This is a genomic window from Pseudarthrobacter sp. efr-133-R2A-89, from assembly GCF_030209315.1.
Taxonomy (GTDB): domain Bacteria; phylum Actinomycetota; class Actinomycetes; order Actinomycetales; family Micrococcaceae; genus Arthrobacter.
On record NZ_JARVSE010000013.1, the window covers coordinates 38,305 to 53,559 of the forward strand.

General features: G+C 66.6%; 15 protein-coding genes. 8 read left to right on the top strand and 7 right to left on the bottom strand.

Annotated features, from left to right (window positions below):
- Positions 1-26 precede the first annotated feature (26 nt).
- On the top strand, positions 27-1,343 hold the full coding sequence (locus tag QRM95_RS19415) for a peptidoglycan bridge formation glycyltransferase FemA/FemB family protein (protein WP_285249066.1): 1,317 nt from the start codon (positions 27-29) through the stop codon (positions 1,341-1,343).
- Positions 1,344-1,377: 34 nt separating this feature from the next.
- Complete coding sequence (locus tag QRM95_RS19420; protein WP_285249067.1) at positions 1,378-2,865, top strand: threonine/serine exporter family protein; 1,488 nt, start codon at positions 1,378-1,380, stop codon at positions 2,863-2,865.
- Here the strand turns inward: QRM95_RS19420 and QRM95_RS19425 are convergent.
- Both QRM95_RS19425 and QRM95_RS19430 read right to left on the bottom strand, forming a co-directional pair.
- Complete coding sequence (locus QRM95_RS19425; RefSeq protein WP_285249068.1) at positions 2,862-3,701, bottom strand: siderophore-interacting protein; 840 nt, start codon at positions 3,699-3,701, stop codon at positions 2,862-2,864. The two genes, QRM95_RS19420 and QRM95_RS19425, sit on opposite strands and share 4 nt — an antisense overlap.
- A gap of 9 nt (positions 3,702-3,710) precedes the next feature.
- A complete protein-coding gene (locus QRM95_RS19430; protein ID WP_285249069.1) occupies positions 3,711-4,487 on the bottom strand; it encodes a uracil-DNA glycosylase in 777 nt (258 codons plus the stop codon).
- Between the two features lie 158 nt (positions 4,488-4,645).
- Here QRM95_RS19430 and QRM95_RS19435 point away from each other — a divergent pair, with 158 nt between their 5' ends.
- The 5 genes from QRM95_RS19435 to groL all read left to right on the top strand — a co-directional run bounded on the left by QRM95_RS19435 (position 4,646) and on the right by groL (position 9,214).
- Positions 4,646-4,975: a DUF3263 domain-containing protein gene (locus tag QRM95_RS19435; protein WP_285249070.1), complete on the top strand. Its 330-nt coding sequence runs from the start codon at positions 4,646-4,648 to the stop codon at positions 4,973-4,975.
- Positions 4,976-5,026: 51 nt separating this feature from the next.
- A complete protein-coding gene (locus QRM95_RS19440) occupies positions 5,027-5,659 on the top strand; it encodes a LytR C-terminal domain-containing protein (RefSeq protein ID WP_285249071.1) in 633 nt (210 codons plus the stop codon).
- 162 nt (positions 5,660-5,821) lie between these two features.
- Positions 5,822-6,028 carry a cold-shock protein gene (locus QRM95_RS19445; protein WP_285249072.1) on the top strand — a complete coding sequence of 69 codons (207 nt, stop codon included), beginning with the start codon at positions 5,822-5,824 and terminating at the stop codon, positions 6,026-6,028.
- Positions 6,029-6,033: 5 nt separating this feature from the next.
- Positions 6,034-7,290 (top strand): ABC transporter substrate-binding protein, encoded by a 1,257-nt coding sequence (locus QRM95_RS19450; protein WP_285249073.1) that lies wholly within the window; start codon positions 6,034-6,036, stop codon positions 7,288-7,290.
- Positions 7,291-7,579: 289 nt separating this feature from the next.
- Complete coding sequence (gene groL, locus QRM95_RS19455) at positions 7,580-9,214, top strand: chaperonin GroEL (protein WP_018762136.1); 1,635 nt, start codon at positions 7,580-7,582, stop codon at positions 9,212-9,214.
- 81 nt (positions 9,215-9,295) lie between these two features.
- Here groL and QRM95_RS19460 read toward each other — a convergent pair whose 3' ends face one another.
- On the bottom strand, positions 9,296-10,606 hold the full coding sequence (locus tag QRM95_RS19460; protein WP_285249074.1) for an ABC transporter substrate-binding protein: 1,311 nt from the start codon (positions 10,604-10,606) through the stop codon (positions 9,296-9,298).
- 273 nt (positions 10,607-10,879) lie between these two features.
- Here QRM95_RS19460 and QRM95_RS19465 point away from each other — a divergent pair, with 273 nt between their 5' ends.
- Positions 10,880-11,995 carry a ribonuclease HI family protein gene (locus tag QRM95_RS19465; protein ID WP_285249075.1) on the top strand — a complete coding sequence of 372 codons (1,116 nt, stop codon included), beginning with the start codon at positions 10,880-10,882 and terminating at the stop codon, positions 11,993-11,995.
- 4 nt (positions 11,996-11,999) lie between these two features.
- On the opposite strand, the gene QRM95_RS19470 is transcribed toward QRM95_RS19465, so the two are convergent.
- The 4 genes from QRM95_RS19470 to QRM95_RS19485 all read right to left on the bottom strand — a co-directional run bounded on the left by QRM95_RS19470 (position 12,000) and on the right by QRM95_RS19485 (position 15,191).
- On the bottom strand, positions 12,000-12,287 hold the full coding sequence (locus QRM95_RS19470; protein ID WP_285249076.1) for a WXG100 family type VII secretion target: 288 nt from the start codon (positions 12,285-12,287) through the stop codon (positions 12,000-12,002).
- Positions 12,288-12,389: 102 nt separating this feature from the next.
- Entirely contained in the window at positions 12,390-13,904 is a 1,515-nt protein-coding gene (locus QRM95_RS19475; RefSeq protein WP_285249077.1) for a sensor histidine kinase, read from the bottom strand.
- A 2-nt stretch (positions 13,905-13,906) separates the two neighbouring features.
- Entirely contained in the window at positions 13,907-14,617 is a 711-nt protein-coding gene (locus QRM95_RS19480) for a response regulator transcription factor (RefSeq protein ID WP_018762141.1), read from the bottom strand.
- 73 nt (positions 14,618-14,690) lie between these two features.
- Entirely contained in the window at positions 14,691-15,191 is a 501-nt protein-coding gene (locus QRM95_RS19485) for a DUF427 domain-containing protein (protein WP_285249078.1), read from the bottom strand.
- Positions 15,192-15,255: the final 64 nt, after the last annotated feature.

Sequence of the window (15,255 nt, forward strand, 5' to 3'; positions counted from 1 at the left end):
CGAAGAGTCCCGAAGAAGGTCACCCCTTGAATCCTGTTTCCGCCGCTACCGGACTTGAATACGCCACGCTCAGCGACGCCGAGTTTGAGGCCTTCGCCGAAAAGCACCCGCAAAACAGCTTCCTGCAGTCCATCGACTTTGCCCGTTTCCAGCGCGCCCGGGGCCAGCAGGTGGAACTCTTCGGCGTCCGGCGCAGCGGCGAACTCGTCGCCGCCGGCAAACTCAACTACTCGACCACCAGGCTTGGCTACACCATCTGCGAATGCGCCAAGGGGCCCCTCATGGACTACGGGGACCGCAACCTGGTGAGCGGCGTCGTCGAACTCCTCCGCAAGCACGCCGCCGGCCGCAAAGCCGCTGAACTGCGGATCTCGCCGAACATCAGGTACATCGCACGGGACGCCGATGGCGCCGAGCACCCGGACGTCGAGGACAACCGCCCGCTCGTGGCGGACCTGGAACGGCTCGGGTTCCGGCACCAGGGCCTGGACATGAACTTCGTCAACGTGAACTGGATGTTCATCAAGAGCCTCGTGGGAATCCAGGACGCTGAAGAACTCATCATGGGCACCAGCTACCGGACCCGTAAGGCCATCCGCAAGGCCGAAAAGAACGGTGTCTTCCTGGAACAAGCCACGCTGGAAACCCTGGACGATTTCTACGGGGCCTTGAGCCGGGCCGGGGACGAAAAGGGATTCACCTACCGAGAGCGCGCCTATTATGAGCACCTGCTCCGGACCACCTCGGCGGAATTCACCAAGCTCATGATGGCCAAGATCGACATCCCCGCGTACCGGAAATCCATCACCGAGCGCCTGGCGGCGGAGTCGGCCACCGCCGCGGAGCTCCGGCGTGAAGTGGAAGAAACGGGCAGCAAGAAGAAGGCCAACCGGCTCAAAGTGGTCCAGGACCTGGTGGACAGCTACGAGCGGAGCCTCAAGGACATCGAGCGGTTCCCGGATTCGGTGGGGACCGCCACCGTGGCAGCCATCCACTTCGTCTGCTACGGCGATGAGGTGGTGTGCGTGATCGGCGGCACCGTCCAGGACTACATCTACTTCAACGGGGCCACCTCACTGTACTGGGGCATGATGCTGCACGCCCTGGAAAAGGAGTACCCGCGGTACAACTTCTACGGCACGTTCGGCATCTCCGGCCAGGACGAGGAGGGGCACGGCGGCTACGAATTCAAGAAGGGATTCGGCGGCGAAGTGGTCCAGCTGGTGGGCGACTTCACCATGCCCGTACGGCCCGTGGTCTTCCACGCCAACCGGCTGGCCAGATCAGCCGCCGCCGCGGCCCGCTCATTGCTTGGCAAGCTGCCGCTGAAGCGCGCAGCCTGACCGTCCACACACCGCGCAGAGGGAGGAACCGGGCATGACTGACCGGCACGAACGGCCAGGGTCCAGGCCGAAGACTGACGGCTTGCCCAAGACTGAGCCGCTGACCCCTGCCCAGATGCGGCAGGACGCAGCCGCCCGGAGGATGCTGCGACGCCTGGTGCAGGGCGAGAACCCGCCCACCGCCCCCTTGAGCATCGTGGACCGCCTGGCGGGCAGCCCCTACGCCAACCCCACCATCCAGGTGGGCGGTGTGGACACATCGGCCCGCAAGACCCTGGACTTCGCGCTCCACCTGGCAGAGACCATGTTCCGCTACGGGGCGGGTGCCCTGGAGGTGGAGACCAGCATCATCGCCGTCACTGCCGCCCTGGGCCTGAAGAACATCGAGGTGGACATCACCAACCAGTCCGTGGGCATCAATTACGCCCCCAAGGACCAGACGCCCATCGCCCTGCTGCGGGTGGTGCGGTCCTGGACCAACAACTATGCGGGCCTGGCCAAGGTCCACCAGCTGGTCACGGACATCGTGGCCGGCGGCGTGGGCCGCGAGGAAGCCATCCGCCGGCTCAACGAGGCCATCACCAGCCCCAAACCGTATCCGCGCTGGATGGTCACCGCTGCATTCGGTGTCTTCGCCGCCGTGTTCGTCGGTGTGCTGGGCGGCGGTGTGGTGTCCTCGGCCATCGCGTTCGTCGCCAACATCGGGATCAGCCTGCTGGCCCGGCAACTGGGCCGCTGGCGGGTCCCGGACTTCTTCACCACGGCCAGCTGCTCGTTCGTCGTCACCATCCTTGCCTTGCTGCTCTGGCAGTTCGGCCTCACCGCATCACCGTCGATCGTGGTGGTGGGCGGCATCCTGCTGCTGCTGCCCACCGGACGGCTGGTCTCGTCCGTGCAGGACGCCATCAACGGCTTCCCGGTCACCGCCGCGGGCCGGTTCCTGTCAACCCTGCTGACCTTCGGTGCGATCGTGGCCGGTATCGCCGTGGCGTTCGTGGTGGGGGAGCTGACCGGGTTGCAGCGGATCGACGTCACGCAGACCTTCCCGCCCGCCTACGATTTGTGGGTCCTCGTCCTGTTCGTGGCCGCCGCGGTAATGGCCATCGGCATCACTGAGCAAACCACCTGGCAGCTCCTGCTGCCAACGGCGGGAGTGGGCGTTGCAGGCTACCTGGTGCTGCTGGGCGGCGGACTGCTGGGGATCGGGGACCGCTTCGCGCCGGCGCTGGCGGCCGTTGTCATCGGCCTCCTGGCGCGGGTGGTGGCACTGCGGATGGGCGCGCCGCAGCTGGTGGTGGCTGTGCCCGCGGCGCTGATCCTGCTGCCGGGGCTCACCATTTTCCGGTCCATGTATGTGCTCACGGTCGAGGAATCGGAAATCCTGAACGGCGCAGGCGGTATGCTCAGCGCCGGCGCCATCGTGCTGGGAACGGCCGGCGGGATCGTCCTGGGCGATGTGCTGGCCAGGCCGTTGACCCGGAGCCTGGCGAGCAACGAGCGCCGCCGCGCCCGCCGGCGCTAGATTTTCCCTACCGGCAACTTTTTCTCTGCCTGGAACACGTCCTCCACGCGGCCCTGCGCCCAGTACCCGGACAATGACACCTGGCGCCGCTCCAGGCCGCGCTGCTTGAAGAAGACCTCGCGCAGGGACTTCATGTAGCCCCGCTCGCCGTGGGCAAAGACATCCACCGTGCCGGCCGGCCACTCCGCTCCCGCCACGGCATCCACCAGCACCGTGCTGGAGCCTGCCGGGACATCGCCGCGGACCAGCCACCGGACCTCGAGCCCGGCCGGAGAGTTCAATGGCTGGATGTCGGCCTCGGCGCCGACTTCCAGGAAGGCCAGCCCCACCGCGGTGGGAGGAAGCGCCTCGATGGACGCGGCAATGGCCGGCAGCGCCGCCTCATCACCGGCGAACAGATACCAGTCAGCCTCGGGATTGGGGTTGTACGCACCGCCGGGGCCGGTGAACGTGAGCGTTTCGCCGGGCCGGGCGTTAGCCGCCCACGGACCGGCCAGGCCTTCGTCGCCATGGACCACGAAGTCGATGGCGAGCTCCTTGGCCCCTGGATCCACCCAGCGCAGCGTGTAGGTGCGGGTATACGGCCACTGCTCGCGCGGCATGGTTTCCCGGACCGTCCACAAATCCAAGGGGGAGGGGTAGTCCACGCCGGGCTGCGGGAACACGATCTTTACGTAACGGTCCACGAAGGCGTTATTGACGAAGTCCCTGAATCCGTCCCCACCTGCGATGATTCGGACCATGTGCGGGGACAACTGCTCTTTACGCAGTACCGTCAGGTTGACCTGGGGGCGGTTGTTCTTCGTAGCGCTGGTGGCGGCGGGGACAGTGCTCATCAGGCAAGCCTAAGCCAGGGGCACCGGCGGGAGCTCCCAGGTTACGTCCGGCGCACCCTGTTCCCGCAGCAGCTCATTCACACGGCTGAACGGGCGGGAACCAAAGAAGCCGCGCGAGGCGGACAAGGGACTGGGATGCGCGCTGGCGACGACGGGCGCATCGGCCAGGAGGGGCCTTACCCCCTCCGCCTCCTTGCCCCACAAGACGGCGACCAAGGGCGTCCCGGACCCGTCCGCGGCGCGGCGTCCGGCCACGGCCGTGACTGCCGCCGTCGTAATGTCCTCCCAGCCCTTGCCCCGGTGGGAGCCGGCGGACCCAGCCCGGACGGTGAGCACCCGGTTCAGGAGCAGGACTCCCTGATCCGCCCAGGCGGACAGGTCGCCGTGGACCCGCGGGGGAATGCCCAGGTCGGATTCGAGTTCTCGGTAGATGTTGGCAAGGCTGCGGGGGAGCGGGCGCGTGCGCGCGTCCACGGAAAAGGAAAGGCCGACGGCGTGCCCCGGCGTGGGGTACGGGTCCTGCCCCACGATGAGGACTTTCACGCCGGCGAGCGGCTGGCGGAAGGCGCGCAGGACGTTCGACGGCGGCGGCAGGATCTGGTGCCCGGCCGCCTCTTCGCCGGCAAGGAAGGCCAGCACCGACCGCAGCTTCGCTTCGACGCCCTGCAGCGCCGCCGCCCAATCCGGCGCCATGAGCTCCGCCAGGGGCAGCCTGGCCAGGTCGCTGAAGCTGGTGCCGTCCGCCGGGTCCTGCTGCAGGTCGAACAACGCATCCGATTCAAACATCGGTCCATTCTTGCAGCAGGCGCCTGCCGGCCGGGAAAGTGCGTCGACGGCCGGGCCGAATGACACTCCTGTGAGACGGCCGGGCCGAATGACACTCCTGTGATTCGCCCGCTAGCATGGGGGTAAGACATTTACCGTAACCAGCGAAGGAGTGTGGCGTGGCGGAACCGGCCCGGGAACACCTGCCGGAGCAGGATCCACGGAATTCCCTGCTGGCGGATTTTCTGCTCCGTGACTCCTCCCTCACCGAGCGCGAACAGCAGATGCTGGCGCTGGAGCGCCAGTGGTGGAAGTACGCCGGGGCCAAGGAACAGGCCGTCCGGGAGCTGTTCGACCTCTCCGCAACCCACTACTACCAGCTCCTCAATGCCCTGATCGACCGCGAGGATGCATTGGCCCACGATCCCATGCTGGTCAAGAGATTGCGTAGACTACGTACGTCGCGCCACCGTGCACGCACCGCCCGCCGCCTGGGATCCGACGCTTAGCACGCCCCAGGCCGGGACCCTGGCAGCAATCAACAAGGATGTCCTTCCACCATGACCAAATACGCCCGCGATGAATTCGACAAGGTCCCCGAGGCCGCGTCGCGACAAGGTGTCCACCGGACGGCCTCGGCCCCGTCCCGGGTGCGGCTGTGGCCCATCCTCGCAGTGGGCGTGGCGGCCCTGGCCATCGGGCTGGTGTCTTTCCTGATCCTCCCCAAGCTCGGCTTCAACGCCACGGCAACCGAGGCCTCTGCCAGCGTGGAATCCACCGCGTTGGCCGGTACCGGATCCACCGCTTCCGCCACGCAGGCAACCACGCCCCCGGCCGCTTCCGAATCCTCGGCCACTGCCGGGCCGTCTGCAAGCAGCAGCCCGGAGCCGACGCCGTCGGCCACCCAGCAGGCCGTCGTCGACCGGACGCAGCCAGTGGCCGTCTACAACGCGGCCGGTACCGCCGGGCTGGCCAGCCGCATTGGCGGAACGGTCCAGGCTGATGGCTGGCGGCTCGGACAGGTAGGCAATTGGTCCGGTGCGCCGCAGAAATCCTCCGTGATCTATTACGCCGGTCCCCAGCAACTGGCCAGCGCCCAGGAGCTCGCCGCGCTGTTGAACATCCCCACGGTGGTCAGCAGCACCGAGTTCCAGGCGCCGCTCGTAGTGGTCCTGGGCCCCGGGTACCGGTAGCCGGGCGGCCTCAGTTACGCCTGCATAACGTTCCCGGCCCGGGGCATGCCGCAGCCGTCGACCCGTGGCGGCCTTTGGCTAGAGTGATTCCAGGCCACGGCCCGCGGGGCTGCACGCAACAGCACCGGCCCACCCGGCCGCAACGGAAAAGAGTTGGTCACCATGGCACTGGGAACCGTCAAATGGTTCAACGCTGAAAAAGGCTACGGCTTCATCACTGTTGACGGCTCCAGCGATGACGTCTTTGTCCATTGGTCTGCGATCCGGGGCGAAGGCTACCGGGCCCTCGAGGAAGGCCAACGGGTGCAGTTGGAGGTCGGCGAGGGGGACAAGGGCCCGCAGGCGGAAAACGTCCGGCCCGCCGAGTGAAGCCGATGCACCGTCCCGCCGTCCGCACTGCCCTCGCCGTTTCCCTGGCGGCCGTTCTCGGCAGCACAGCCTGCTCCGGGACAGGCGGAAACGCCCGGGTGGAATCCGCCGAGGCATCCGGCGACGGCGTCCTCCGGGTTGGCCTGGTCCTGGACAACACCGGCGACAGTGCCTTCCTGAACCAGCCACAGGTCGCCGCCGCCAAGCTGGCCGTCCAGGACATCAACGCGGCCGGGGGACACAAGGGCCGTCCCGTCGAACTGCTGCCCGCACACCCGGAACAGGACACTGCCGGGCAGGCGAAAGCCTTGCTGGCCGCGAAGGCGGACGTGGTCATCGGACCCACCGATTCCAGCCACGCGGAGGCGGCAGTAGATGTCCTGTCCCGCGCCCACATACCACTCATTTCACCGGCCAACACCGCTGCCGGCCTGACCGGAATGGCCAGCGGCGGCTACTACTTCCGCACCGCGGCGGCCGACGTCGCGCAAGGCCCTGTGTTGGCCAAACTCGCCAAGGACGCCGGGGCTGCCACCGTCAGCGTGCTGTACCAGGAAGGCGCCTACGGCAAGGACCTGCAGGCCGCCGTCACGGAAGCGGCAAAGCAGTCCGGGCTTACCGTCCTTCCCGGCGCCGGTTTCACGACCGGGGACGCCGCCACGGCGGCAGGCTCCTTGGCCAAAACCAAGCCGGACGCCGTCGTCGTGATAGCCCGTGAGGGCGCCCAAGGCGCACTGGCTGCGCTGAACGATGCCGGCCTTGGCGGTTCACGCATCATCATGAGCGACGGCGCTTTCGCCCGCTACGGCTCCGGTCTCGGTTCCAAGGTCCTGGATGGTGCCCGCGCAGTGGTGCCGGGACAGCTGCCGACGGCCGCTTTCCAGCAAAAACTCCTGGCGGTGGACCCGTCGCTGAAGGACGTCTCCTACGCTGCCGAAACCTACGATGCCGTGACCCTGGCCGCGCTGGCAGCGGCCCGTGCGCAGGACGACGCCGGCCGCTCGATCGCCGCCAACCTGATTCCGGTATCGGGCGGGACAGCGGCGCCCGGCGCCGGAACGGCCGCTGCGCCGTGCGCGACCTACAAGGCGTGCCTTGGCGGCCTGGCTGCCGGTCCCGACATCAATTACGACGGCGAGTCGGGGCCCATTGCCTTTGACGCGAACGGGGATATCACCGTGGCGTCCTTCTCCGTGTTCACTTACGGGCCGGACAACCTGCCCACTCCGAGCGGACGGGAGACAGCCGGACATCCGGGCTGATCGCCCTCGGCGAAGCGACCGCCGCCAGCGGCCCGTCCGGTGTCTTTTCGCTTGCACTCTCACCGGGGGAGTGCTAATTATGGAGTTAGCACTCTGACGTACCGACTGCTAAGCAACGCCCGGTTCCGGCCGGCCGCGCAAGGCACCGGTCGAAGAGCGAAAGAAACACCTCACTTCAGTGAGATCCCCAGCCGGAGGCATACAGAGGCCGCTGTCGAAGGATCGTCCGTCGCGGGCACTGCAGCGAAGGTTCATTCTTAACGACTGTCCCGAAAGGACTACTGCCGTTATGGCCAAGATCATTGCATTTGATGAAGAGGCACGCCGCGGCCTTGAGCGTGGCCTGAACACCCTCGCCGACGCCGTTAAGGTCACCCTCGGCCCGCGTGGACGCAACGTCGTCCTCGAAAAGAAGTGGGGCGCCCCCACGATCACCAACGATGGTGTATCCATCGCCAAGGAGATCGAGCTGGACGACCCGTACGAGAAGATCGGCGCAGAGCTGGTCAAGGAAGTTGCCAAGAAGACGGACGACGTCGCCGGCGACGGTACCACCACGGCGACCGTGCTGGCCCAGGCGCTGGTCAAGGAAGGCCTGCGCAACGTTGCCGCCGGCGCCGACCCGCTGTCCCTCAAGCGCGGCATCGAAAAGGCCGTTGAAGCTGTCACCCGCGAACTCCTGGCCTCCGCCAAGGAAATCGAAACCAAGGAAGAGATCGCGGCCACCGCCTCCATCTCCGCCGGTGACGACGAAATTGGTGCCCTCATCGCCGAAGCCCTGGACAAGGTCGGCAAGGAAGGCGTCATCACGGTCGAGGAGTCCAACACCTTCGGCCTGGAGCTTGAACTCACCGAAGGCATGCGCTTCGACAAGGGCTACATCTCCGCCTACTTCGTCACCGACGCAGAGCGCCAGGAAACGGTCCTCGAGGATCCGTACATCCTGATCGTCAACTCCAAGATCTCCAACGTCAAGGAACTGGTTGCTGTCCTCGAAAAGGTCATGCAGTCCAACAAGCCGCTGCTGATCATCGCCGAAGACATCGAGGGCGAGGCCCTGGCCACCCTGATCGTCAACAAGATCCGTGGCACCTTCAAGTCCGTCGCCGTCAAGGCCCCGGGCTTCGGTGACCGCCGCAAGGCTCAGCTGGCAGACATCGCCGTCCTCACCGGCGGCCAGGTCATCTCCGAGGAAGTCGGCCTCAAGCTTGAGACCGCAGGCCTCGAACTGCTGGGCCAGGCCCGCAAGGTCGTTGTCACCAAGGACGAGACCACCATCGTCGAGGGTGCAGGCGACGCAGACCAGATCGCCGGCCGCGTATCCCAGATCCGCGCCGAGATCGAGAACTCGGACTCCGACTACGACCGCGAGAAGCTGCAGGAACGCCTGGCCAAGCTGGCCGGCGGCGTTGCAGTCATCAAGGCCGGTGCCGCCACCGAGGTTGAGCTCAAGGAACGCAAGCACCGCATCGAGGACGCCGTCCGCAACGCCAAGGCTGCGGTTGAAGAAGGCATCGTCGCCGGTGGCGGTGTTGCCCTCATCCAGGCCGGTGCCAAGGCATTTGCCAACCTGCAGCTCTCCGGCGACGAAGCAACGGGCGCCAACATCGTCCGCGTTGCCATCGACGCCCCGCTGAAGCAGATCGCCTTCAACGCCGGCCTCGAGCCCGGCGTGGTTGTCGACAAGGTCCGCGGACTGCCCGCAGGCCACGGCCTGAACGCAGCCACCGGCGAGTACGTCGACCTGCTGGCAGCCGGCGTGAATGATCCGGTCAAGGTCACCCGCTCTGCCCTGCAGAACGCGGCGTCCATCGCCGGCCTGTTCCTCACCACCGAAGCCGTGGTGGCAGACAAGCCCGAGAAGGCTTCTGCCCCCGCCGGTGGAGACGACATGGGTGGCATGGGCGGCATGGGCGGCTTCTAAGCCCACTTGCCGGGACCTGTCCCGCTGACACGAAATGCGGCCCCCTCCTTGGGAGGGGGCCGCATTTCTTTGTTCCGAGGGCTACTTCCTGGCGGAAGCCAGCATCCCTTCGACTTCCTTCTTGAAGGCGTCCGCGGCTGCCTGCGGCGTCAGGCGGTCGTACAGTACTTCATCCGTGTAGCGCTTGATGACGTTCTGGACGCTTCCCGCACCCACTGGCGGAACCGGCGGCGCGCCCTTGATGTCCGGCGCTATGTCCTTGAGGAAGCCCACCACCGTGGTGTCGGCCGGCTTGAGCGAGGGAGTAATACCAGCCACGATGGCGCTGTTGGTGGGCACACCGCGGTCCGTCATCAGGATGCCGCCGGCCTCCGGACTGTTCGTGAGGTAGTCGATGAATTCAGCCGCCTGCTGCGGGTGCTTGGACCGGGACGAAGCCGACCAGAACATGGTTGGCTTGTAGTACATCCCGTTGCTTGCCGATGCGCCGCTGATGCTCGGGGCCCGCAGCATCTTGATGCTGCTGCCCGTGGTGGATTCCAGCGAGCCCAGCTGGTTGGTCCACCACCAGGCCATGGCCACCCGGTTGGTGCCGAAGAGGCTCTCCTCCAGCCCCGCGCCGGCGTCCTCGGTGGCGACGGTGGCAGGAGGACTGGCCTTTGAGTTCCGCTGGTCCTTGAGCCGTTCCCAAAAGGACGCGGCGGTGGCCGTCTCGAAACCGAGCCCGCCGTCACCCGTGTACAGGTCCTGTCCGTGCTGGCGCAGCCAGATGATCAGGTCTGCTTCGTTGCTGCCGTAGGCGGCGCCGTAGCTCTTCCCGTCACCAGCGGCACTGATATTGGCTGCGGTGTCCGTGAAGTCTTTCCACGTCCACGTCTTGTCGTCCGGGAGCGGAATGCCTGCTGCGTCGAACACCTTGGTGTTGGCCATGATGACGTAGGCATTCTGGCCGGTGCTGAGACCATACTGGGCACCGCCATACTGGCCGGACGCCAGGGCCTCCTTGTCCAGCTTGGAGGTGTCGATGCCGCTTTGCTTGGACAAGTCCATGAGCGCCCCGCGGCCGCCGTATTCGGCAATGTACTTCTGATCCATCTGGATAACGTCCGGGGCATCATTGGCAGCTGTCTTCGTTGCGAGCTTGTCCCAGTAGCTGGCCCATTCGCCCGGCTCCGCCTTGATCTTGATGTTCGGGTGCGACGCTTCAAATGCGGCGATGACCTTTTGGGTCTGTGCGTTCAGGTACTCGTTGCCCCACCACGCGAACCGCAGGGTCACCTGCCCGTTGTCCCCCGAGCCGCCGGGGGCTCCGCAGCCTGTTGCCAGCAGGGTGAGCGCCATGGCGGCGGCGCCGAGCTGGAAACTGCGCCGGCTGAAGACTGGACTCGTCATTGATGTTCCTTCCGGATGTTGTAACCGCTGGGTCGATCCCACGTCGTTGCGGGACCCTCGACCTCACGGGAAAGCGTTTTCTCACTGTGATTCTGCGATTGTTTCGCGAGTGGAAGGGATGAGTCAAGAGTTTCGGTAAACGTTTTCCTGGATGGTATCCAGGCTGGCGGCCACGGCACGTGCGGGAGCTGTACATCGTGCGGCGGACTGCCGAGAGGGCCTGTGCCGCTGCGGTGGCGGCCCATTGTCGTTGGCTTCTGGCAGGATGGACCGGTGACGATTACTGCAGCGGCTGACGGTTCGGCCTTGGGAAACCCGGGCCCGGCCGGCTGGGCCTGGTACGTGGATGACAACTGTTGGCGGGCGGGCGGCTGGCCCCACGGGACCAATAACCAGGGGGAGCTGATGGCTGTCCTGGATCTCCTGCGGGCCACCGCGCATCTTCCGGGGGAGGACCTTCGCATCCTCTGCGACAGCCAGTACGTCATCAACTCCATTACCAAATGGATGCCCGGGTGGAAGCGCAAGGGATGGCGTAAAGCCGACGGGAAGCCCGTCCTGAACGTTGAACTGCTGAAGGAACTTGACCGCGAACTGGCAGGCCGGACGTATACCTTCGAATGGGTCAAGGGCCATGCCGGCCACAGCCTGAACGAGGCCGCCGATGAACGCGCCCGGGCCGCGGCAACCGCCTACCAGCAGGGCGTGGCCGCCCGGTCTGGTCCGGGATTTCCGGGGGCGCACCATCCGGGCGCCTCCGGGCACAGCTTTGAGGCGCAGCCTCAGGCCGGCAGTGGCCTCCAGCCGGCCACCCTCGACATCCCCGCCCCTGCACCCGCCCGCTCGGCCGCCCCCGGCCGCCCGGAGGCAGGCCCTACCCGTGCGGACACCCGCCCGGCAGCGGCCGGCCAAAAAGGTCCTGCAGCGGGAAACGGCAAACAGCGGGCCATGCCCCAGCCGGCTTCGGCTTATGACGAGCTTGACCTGTTCAGCGAATTGGACACGGAAGCCCAGGAGGATGCGGAGGCAGCGCAGCAGGCCGGTGCGGTCGCGCCGGAGGCCCTGGTGGAGCAATTCGAACGTGAGCTGCTGGGCCCGCTGGTGCGCGGCGACATTGGCCGGACAGCAGTCCTCCTCCACCCGGACTTCATGGAAATCGGCAGTTCGGGAAGGGTGTGGACCCGGGACGCCATGATGATGGCCCTCGAAGAGGACCCCGGTGAACGGACCGACATCGAGGTTCTGGGCGCTGAGCGTATCGGCACCGGCGCCGTCCTGCTGACGTATCGGAGTTTTGCCCGTGCCGGCACCACGCTGCGAAGCTCGCTGTGGGTCCTTGACGGCGAACGGTGGCGGCTGCGGTTCCATCAAGGAACCCCGGAAGCCTGAACTGTCAGCTGAAGCGCTGCGCGTTTCCCTGCTCGGCCTGCGCATACGTGGCCGCGGCGGAGGCCAGGGCCGCGTTGATGGAGGCCAGCGACGCCTCCACCCGGCCCTGGGTGATGGTCCACTCGGTGACCAGCGCCTGGAAGTTGCTGGCCGCCGAGCCGCGCCACGAGCCTTGCAGCTCGTCGAGGCCACGCTTCATGGCCTGCACGTCAGCGCTGATCCTGTCCACGGTTGCCTGTACGTTGGCGGACTTCAACTGCAGGAGCTCGGTGTCGACGGAAATGATGCTCATGGCTATGCCTTTCGGTACGGCGGGGGACGCCTCCGGCCCGGCGGTTCCGGGCTGCTGAAACGAGCCTAGGCAGCCGCGCGGGGCGGAGTCATGGCCGGAGCTCTATATGTGGATAACCGGGTTGCCGCTGTCTACGCCACGATGGGCGGTGGCGCCGTCCGCCGCTTCCTCCCCGTCTGCCGCGTCAGCCGCTGGTGCTTCGTCATGGTGCGGCAGGCTGACCACCAGCGTGGCCCCGCCGCCGTCGGTCTGCTCCACCCGCACTGAACCTCCGTGCGAACCAACGATGGCGGCCACGATGGCCAGGCCCAGGCCGCTGCCGCCCGTCTCCCGGGTGCGGGACGTGTCGGCACGGTAGAACCGTTCGAAGACCTTGGCTGCGTCCTCTTCCGAAATACCGGGCCCGTGGTCCCGGACCTCGATGACGGAACGGGCCTCACCATCCGTGCTGCGGACTCCGACGGCCAGTTCGATGGGGCTGCCTTCCGGGGTGTACCGCAGCGCGTTGCCCACGAGGTTGCCCACCACCTGGCGCAGCTTGGCCTCATCCCCGAGGACCGGGGCAGGCGTGGCCGGGCCGCCGTTGAGGCCCGCCAGCGAGATGGTCCTGGAACGGTCGCTGGCCTGGGTGTCCACCATGGCGTCGTGGGCGATCAGCTGCAGGTCCACGGGCCTTTGCTGCAACGGCCGCTGCTCGTCCAGGCGGGCCAGCAGGAGCAAGTCCTCGACCATGGAACCCATGCGCTTGGCCTCGCTTTCGATCCGGCCCATCGCGGTGGCCACGTCCTCGTCCGTGGACAAGGCGCCATGGCGGTACAGCTCGGAGAAGCCGCGAATGGTCACCAGTGGTGTGCGAAGTTCATGGGAGGCGTCCGCGGCGAAGCGGCGCATCCTCGCCTCGGACGCGGTCCGGGCCGCAAACGCCGTCTCAATATGCGCCAGCATGGCGTTCAATGAGCTGCTTAGCCGGCCCAGTTCGGTGGCGGGATTCTCCACCTCAACGCGCCGGGAGAGGTCACCGGCGGCGATGGCGGCCGCGGTCTTCTCCACCCTTGCCAGCGGCCGGAACGAGCGCGATACCGTCCAGCTCGCGATGAGGGAGGCCAGCAGCAGGGTCAGCAGGCCCACCCCGGTCACCACCAAAGTAGCGTGCTTGAGGACGTCGTCAACGCTCGCCAGGGGCAGCCCGATGACCACCACGGCAGTCGTTTGGCCGTTTTGGACGGTCACCGCCACCACCCGCCAGCTTTGCCCGTCCGTCCCGCGGACCTGGAACGGGGCAAGTCCCCGGGCCTGGGCCTGGTCGACGGTGAGCGACGTGATGTCCGGGTGGTCGTCGGGGTCGCCGCCGAACGTGTAGGGCTGCTCGCCGGGGGCGAAGAGCATCAGCGAATAGTCGGTGGGAATGGGGCTGGGCGCCTGCAACTGCGTGAACGAGCGCTGTTGCCGGGCCGAGTCGACGGCGGCGTTAAGTTTGTCGTCCACCTGGCCCTGGAGGTAGCTGTGCAGCAACGTGAGGGTGACGGCGCCGGTCACCGTCAGGGCCACGATAAGCAAGGCCATGATCATGGCCACCAGCTGCGACCTGAGCGAGGCCGACTTCCACCGCTTCAACAAGGTCAGCGCTTTTCAGCCGTCCGCAGCACGTAGCCCACGCCGCGCTTGGTCTGGATCAGGGCCGGGGCTTCGGGATCGATGTCCACCTTCCGCCGGAGGTAGGAAATGTAGGACTCCACGATGGAGGCATCGCCGTTGAAGTTGTACTCCCACACGTGGTCCAGGATCTGGGACTTGGACAGGACCCGGTTGGGGTTGAGCATGAGGTAGCGCAACAGCTTGAACTCGGTGGGGGAGAGCTCGATGACGGTGCCGCCGCGGCGGACCTCGTGGGCGTCGTCGTCGAGCTCAAGGTCGTCGACACGGATGATCGCGTCGTCATCCAGCAGGGGCTGGGTCCGGCGCAGCACTGCGCGGATCCTGGCCACCACCTCATCGAGGCTGAACGGCTTGGTGACGTAGTCGTCGCCGCCAACGGTCAGGCCGGTCACCTTGTCTTCCGTGTCGTCCTTCGCTGTCAGGAAAAGGACAGGGAAGTGCTTTCCGGCGGCGCGCAGGCGGCGGGTAACGGTGAACCCGTCCATATCCGGGAGCATGACGTCCAGTACGGCCAGGTCAGGCGCCTGGGTGTCCGCGGCAGCGAGGGCGTCGCGCCCGTTGGCTGCGGAGACAACTTCAAAGCCTGCGAACCGGAGGGACGTGGAGAGAAGCTCGCGGATGTTGGGTTCATCATCAACGACGAGCAGCCTGGCTTCGGGACCGTTCTTGTTCATGTTCCCATAATGCTCCCAGTGTCTGGGAGTTGTCTGGATATTCGTTGTGAGCATGATGGTGGTGTTCTTGTGTTTACCAGCCCATCGTTCCCGGCTCCCCTTTGAAGGGACCGAGGATCCGCTGGGTAATCCAGCCGCCGTAGAAGCGGCCCGGCTGCGGCTGCACGCGTTCACCCTCCACCTCGCAGTAATCCATCCTGCCCGCGTAGACGGCCACCCAGCCTGCCAGGGCCTCGAATCCGGACGACGGCTCCGGATAGGACCAGGCGGCCCCGTCGGCTTCCTCCCCGCCGCCGCGGACGGTCAAGTACTCGGCGGACCCCTTGAACTCACAAAAACTGCTGCCTGCCGCCGGTTCCAGTGCGCCAGGCACGAACGCCGACCGCGGCAGGTAGTAGACCGGCGGATGGCTGGTCTCCAGGACACGCAGCGAGTCGGTGGTGTCGGCGATCAGCTCACCGCCCAGGACGATCCTTATGTGTTCGGTGCTGGGTTCGATCCGTGGCGGCCGGGGGTAGTCCCAGACCGATTCCTGGCCGGGCCCGGGGACAGCGGGAATGATGCGCATGCTCATGCATCCAGTGTCCCCCCGATCCGCGGCTTGAGGCACACGCCGGCGGGAACCGAAATCAGGGTGA